This is a genomic window from Devosia sp. MC532 (assembly GCF_016461625.1).
Lineage (GTDB): Bacteria > Pseudomonadota > Alphaproteobacteria > Rhizobiales > Devosiaceae > Devosia.
The window spans coordinates 1-5,835 of the sequence record NZ_JAEMNZ010000024.1; the positions used below are offsets into that span (position 1 = coordinate 1).

The following is a 5,835-nucleotide window of genomic DNA, read 5'->3' on the forward strand; positions in this document are numbered from 1 at the left end:
CATCGTCCCTGGTGCGATAGACCTTACGAGCGGTGCGTTCGGTCTTGAGCGATGAGAAGAAGCTCTCCATCGCCGCGTTGTCCCAGACATTGCCAGACCGGCTCATCGAGCAGGTGATGCCGTGATCAGCCATCAGCCGCTGGAACTGCTCGGATGTGTATTGGCTGCCCTGGTCGGAGTGGTGCAGCAAGCTGTCGGGCTTGCCGCGACGCCAGATGGCCATGATCAGCGCATCGGTGACCAGTTGAGCGGCCATCGACGAACTCATTGACCAACCCACCACCCGCCGTGAGTAGAGGTCGACCACGGCTGCCACATAGAGCCAACCCTGAGCCGTCCAGATGTAGGTGAAGTCGGCGATCCACTTCTGGTTCGGTGCCGAGGCGACGAACGCCCGATCCAGGATGTTGGGCGAGACCGCATTGCGCTGACCGGCATCCTTGGGCAGGCCACGACGGCGAGGACGAGCCCGCAGACCTTCTTTGCGCATCAGCCGCTCGATGCGATGCAGACCCGCATCGAGACCTTCGGCCAGCACATCGTGCCAGACCCTGCGAGCGCCATAGGTGCGATCGCTGCCGGCAAAGCTGGAACGGATCCCGGCGACGAGCACCTCATCATACTGAGATCTACTACTCGGCGAACGGTTGAGCCAGGCATGGAAGCCCGAGCGAGACACACCGAGCGCCTCACAGATCCAGGAGACCGGCCAGATCCCTCGGTGCTTCGCCACGAAAGAGAACCTCATATCGAGTCCCTGGCGAAGTAGGCCACGGCTTTTTTTAGGATGTCGCGCTCCGCCTTGAGCTTGGCGACCTCACGGCGCAGCTTCTCGATCTCGAGCTGCTCGGGCTTCATCTGCCCATGGCCGAGGAACGCCTGCTGCGGATCGGCAGACTGCTCGCGCACCCATCTGCGCAACACGTTCACATGCAGGTCTAGATCACGGGCAGCCTGTGCAACTGCAACACCCCGATCCCTGACCAGCCTGACAGCCTCGAGCTTGAACTCCCGGCTGAACTTGCGTCTCTCCATAAAAACTCTCCAGTTCCAAAAACACCTTAACTCGGTGTCCTCAAAACCGGCAGCAGCTCAAATCGAACTTACGGAACATCGGCTCGTTAAAATCAAAGATCGGCGCCAAATCGCAACGCGCCACTACCTGTGTGCCCCGGCCTCCTGAAACCAAACATCCTAACCCGAAGGCCGTCAAATTTTTGGCAGCATCGTCTGAATGCGGCGAGGTCTCCCTGCTGTCCGACGATCGAGGGATGAACGTCGACTCGCAACCGCCTGCGCGTCTGCGCTGTGAACTGCCCCGTGACTGCTCCAACCAAGAGAATGGAGGGGAGTCGAGATGCCCTAGAACAAATGCTTTATATGACTGCGGCGCACCGGCCAAGCCTTGGTCGTTGGCGTCATGGAGGATGGCGTTGTCACCCATGACCAAATCGAGTTCTCGCCTTGCGGCAAAACCGCATCAAGTTACGCCAAAGGCGCGCTCCTGATGCCGAGCAGGTCTTCGCCCGCAACCCGGCGCTCCACTAAAATCACACCCAAATAATCAATCAGAACAATTCTTCAAAATTTCAAGTTTACCAGCATAATTCCTCAACGCCGAGGCCGGATCACAACACCGTTGATTGATATTGACGGCTGTTGTACGGAAGCCCACTCGCGAGCAGGTGGCCATTTCGCCTTAGAGCGGGAGAATCTCTGAGACTACAAGCTGTTCGGCCAAGGCGACTGGAGACGATCGCTCATGACCGATACATCGCGATTCTAGCTGACGACAATACGTAACCCCTCTTTATTGTGGACAGCTAAGAGAGTTAGACACATAAGTGAATTCGGGAGGAGCGGTGAATAGAGATAATGGGGCGAGCAACATCCCCCGATTACGAAACTAACCAGGTCTGGAGCGTCTGCGTGAAATTTCGGCCCAAGGAAAAAGCTTACACCGTCGCGCAATTCCCCGATGGCACCCCACACTTGCGGGTGACCAAGTCAATGCAGGAATGTCGCACATGACTGCTGCGCAGAAAATTCGCACAGGTGTCATCGGAAGGGGCTGGGGGAGGACCAGCAGCAATCCGACGGCCACAACATTGCCAACCTCTAAGACGTCTACAACATTGAGCCTAAACCGTTGCAGACAAGAAAAGCATCCGTCGATCGTGTTTTCGGGGCAACCGACAGCGATCATCCGGGAGCTGTGGCATCTGCCACCTGAATCAAACACCTAAATGGGAGCCACCAGTTTGCACAGAATTACCACTGCTCTCGGAATGCTGGCAGCGCCAGCCGCATATGTTGCGGGGCGGATCACAGGGAACCAATCCCTTGCCATGCAGTCCGTCCATCTCGACGACAATTTTTTGCGCGGCTACCGCACTCGAATGCAGGCGACAGGCGTTCACTCGGAGATCTTTGACCGTTTTGTCCAAGCTGCGAAACTATGTGCCTCAACCAATGAGCCGATTGACGATGACATAGCCACACTATTTCCCGCGTCGCACGGACAGCTGCTTCAGGATGTGGTGTGTGCCCTGCTTCACAAAAATAAGCGGGGAGGCTATTTCGTCGAAATCGGTGTGGGAGACGGCACTACCTATTCTAACACCCGGTTGCTAGAAAAGGAACTGGGCTGGCACGGCATTCTGGCGGAACCAGCCTTGATGTTTCATGACAGCATCATCAAGGATCGCACTGCGATCCTTGATCGACGGGCTGTGAGCAGTGAAACAGGTACAATTCTAACATTCGAACAGGATGATGCCACCGGCGAATTATCCGGCATTGCTGGTCAACGAACACGCCGTGGAAAACAAATCGTATCCTCGTACCAAGTCGGTACAATTCGCCTTGACGACCTATTGGACGCATATGAAGCGCCTGATGAAATTGACTACATCTCGATAGACACGGAAGGCTCAGAACTTGCCGTTTTGAGCGGTTTAAACTTGATCAGAAGAAAGGTATCTTTCTTCACAATCGAGCACAATTACGACCGACACCGTATGAAAAAATACGACGAGTTGATGGGGAATGCCGGCTATCGAAAGATCGCTCCGCATCTATCTTCTTTCGACTACTGGTACGCCCACCCCGACTTAGGAACAACCTTGTTTTGACCCAACATTAAAAGGAAATCCGGCAGAATGAAGTCACTCGTGAATAGTTTAAGTTTAAAACAGAAAACTATACTTCGGGATTTCGCACGAAGGGCAGGCCTAGAAGTCAGCCCCAACACTCAGAACTTCCGCGACGATCTTCGCCTTGCCGGGCTCCTAAAACTTTTCGACATCAAGCTTGTTCTGGATGTGGGTGCAAATAGAGGACAATTCGCGCAGGAGTTATTCAAGGCAGGGTATGCTGGGAAGATAGTATCTTTTGAGGCACTGCCCGATGCACACGCGACGCTTCTCCGGTCAGCCTCAAAGAGTGGGCGGGATTGGGACATAGCGCCGCGTGTAGCATTGAGCGCACAAGCGGGCGTCGCACAGTTCCATGTCACCGCCACCGATACGGCCAGTTCATTGCGGGTGCCAGGCCAAGACATGGTTGCATCAACTCCCTCGACCCGTCTTGCGAGTACGATACAAGTGCAGACCGCCCGCCTGGATGACCTTCTGAAGGAAATGGGAATTGTTGTTGAGCAGTGTTTCATTAAGCTTGATGTTCAAGGGGCCGAAACGCTAGTTCTCGCAGGCGCGTCCAATGCGATTGCGTCGGCGTCCGGACTGATGACAGAATTGTCTCTGATCCCCCTTTATGAAGGCGAGCCTTCGGCGCAGGACGTGTTAGGGACCGTCTACGAGGCAGGGTTTGAAGTTTGGGATATATGGCAAGGATTTCGCAACCCGCAGACTTACAGACTCAATCAGATCGACATTGTGTGCTTCAAATCGACGTCGAACACCCACGCTTGATGAAGAGACGGGTATATATTTCTTCTGCCGTCGACGGGGCGTAGTGTTTATGATGACTGCAAAGTGGCGGAGCTTTTCGAGAAGGCTCTCAGCCGGTAGCTTATCACGCAACGGCTTGGCTGCGCTAGGACAAAGCGTAGTTGGCGTGGTCAGCATGTTTCTGGCTTATCGTCTCATAATTGCCCATGCTGGCCTAGAGCGCTTCGGCGTGTGGTCGCTACTTCTCGCCGGTACAGCCCTCGCACGCGTGGGCGATGTCAGCGGTGGTGGCGCGCTTGCCCGTTTCGTGGCTTCTGCCAAAAGTGAGACGGGACTTCAGAATTCGCGCGACGTCGTGCACACGGTGCTGTTATCCAGCCTGTTTCTGAATGCGATTGTCGGATTGGCGATATGGATCGGTGCCACCCCGCTATTGCCGATGTTTATTGAACCACAGTATCTCGCCGAGGCAAAGACTCTCATCCCATACGTGGCGATGAACATAGTTCTTGGTGCACTGTCAATCGCCGTGACATCTGGCATTGACGGCGCCCAGCGGGCTGACCAGCGGGCCATCGTCATATCCGTGGCTTCTCTGATTTTCTTGGGGGCATGTTGGTTTTTTGTGCCCAGATTAGGGGTCGTCGGCTTTGCGGTGGCCCAGCTTTTACAGCAGGCAGTGATGCTCGTGCTCGGATGGATCGTTCTCCGTCGATACATCCCACTTTTGGGTTGGTTCCCCTACCGCTGGCGTTTGGATGTTTTCGTCGAAACAACTGGCTATGCGATAAAACTCAACGCCATTGGACTAATCGGCCTGATGTTTGAACCGCTTGCAAAATTTGCCTTCAATCACGCAGGCGGTCCAGGCCTTGTGGCGTTATACGAACTATCCTCTAGACTCGTGCTTCAGGTACGTGGATTGATAATTGCCGCATTGACACCAATCGTGCCGGCTTTCGCTTCGTATAAAGGGCCGCAAGACCCGGCATTCCGTCAAGTGCTGGAAAAGGCGTCAACACTGGCTGTCATCGCTTCCATTGGAGCGACAATAGCCACACTTGTGGCCTTGCCAATAGTGAGCATCGTTATACTGGATCGCCTATCGACCGAGCTGATTACACTCACCGCAGCTCTGACACTTGGATGGTCGCTCAACATCTTCGTCATTCCGATCTATTTCGCGGCCCAAGCCATTGGAATTTTGCGTTGGAATTTTCTTAGCCACACCGTTATGGCGTTATCTGTGGTGATGGGCGTCACCCTCGTTGGCGACGTTGGCCCCTGGGGACTTGTCGCTGCTATTGTCATAGGCCTGACAACCAGTATGCTAGTTATTCTTTTCGGCAACGTCAGAGCCTTGGCCGTGGTAAGCACCTTTAAGAAACTACGTTTGTGGTGGTTGGCAGCAGCACTCGTGAATCTTCTGCTCTGCTTGGTCGCGGGACTCCCACTGGTACTCCTGCGATGATATTATACTTCACTTCGTTTTCAAAAGAGAGTCCGCGAGTTGGTCTAGCGTTCACCCGTGTCTAGATGAGGGAATTTCTCGACAGTAGCACTGCACCCAGATCAAGTGGTTCTGACAGGATACGTCCTCGCCGATGAAGTGTGGCCTGAGCACCAAGTCCCCTCCGGTTTTACGGCTAGTCCTTGAGTTATTGTGATGTGGGACCCGATTTTGGACCACCCGGCCGGGGATGTCCCGGGGTAGCTGACGTGCCCCCAGATCTTGGACCACCCGCCTGGGGCTTTTCCGGGGGCATGCGTTCAGGGATGGCCGGATGCCCCTGACACATTCATGAGCGATATCGGCGGTTTGTTGCCGATGGCGCTGTGTGGGCGGACCTCGTTGTAGTCCTTACGCCATTCCTCCATCTTTGCCCGTGCGTCGTCAAGGCTCAGGAACCAGTGCGCGTTCAGG

Annotated in this window: 5 protein-coding genes; 3 read left to right on the plus strand and 2 right to left on the minus strand. The window is 54.8% G+C overall.

Annotated features, from left to right (window positions below):
* A protein-coding gene (locus tag JHC09_RS16730; RefSeq protein ID WP_199532912.1) for an IS3 family transposase occupies positions 1-1,035 on the minus strand; the annotation gives its coding sequence in 2 pieces (ribosomal slippage) (positions 1-777 and positions 777-1,035; 1,036 coding nt annotated over the 2 pieces). This gene is flagged as partial in the annotation.
* Between the two features lie 1,226 nt (positions 1,036-2,261).
* Between JHC09_RS16730 and JHC09_RS16735 the strand changes: the two genes are divergently transcribed.
* Genes JHC09_RS16735 through JHC09_RS16745 form a run of 3 tightly spaced genes read left to right on the plus strand, consistent with a single transcriptional unit; the run spans position 2,262 to position 5,382 of the window.
* Positions 2,262-3,134: an FkbM family methyltransferase gene (locus JHC09_RS16735; RefSeq protein WP_199532913.1), complete on the plus strand. Its 873-nt coding sequence runs from the start codon at positions 2,262-2,264 to the stop codon at positions 3,132-3,134.
* Positions 3,135-3,161: 27 nt separating this feature from the next.
* Positions 3,162-3,932 carry an FkbM family methyltransferase gene (locus JHC09_RS16740; protein ID WP_199532914.1) on the plus strand — a complete coding sequence of 257 codons (771 nt, stop codon included), beginning with the start codon at positions 3,162-3,164 and terminating at the stop codon, positions 3,930-3,932.
* 49 nt (positions 3,933-3,981) lie between these two features.
* A complete protein-coding gene (locus JHC09_RS16745) occupies positions 3,982-5,382 on the plus strand; it encodes a polysaccharide biosynthesis C-terminal domain-containing protein (protein ID WP_199532915.1) in 1,401 nt (466 codons plus the stop codon).
* Between the two features lie 299 nt (positions 5,383-5,681).
* Here the strand turns inward: JHC09_RS16745 and JHC09_RS16750 are convergent.
* A partial coding sequence (locus JHC09_RS16750; RefSeq protein ID WP_199532892.1) for an integrase core domain-containing protein occupies positions 5,682-5,835 on the minus strand: 154 nt, incomplete at its 5' end.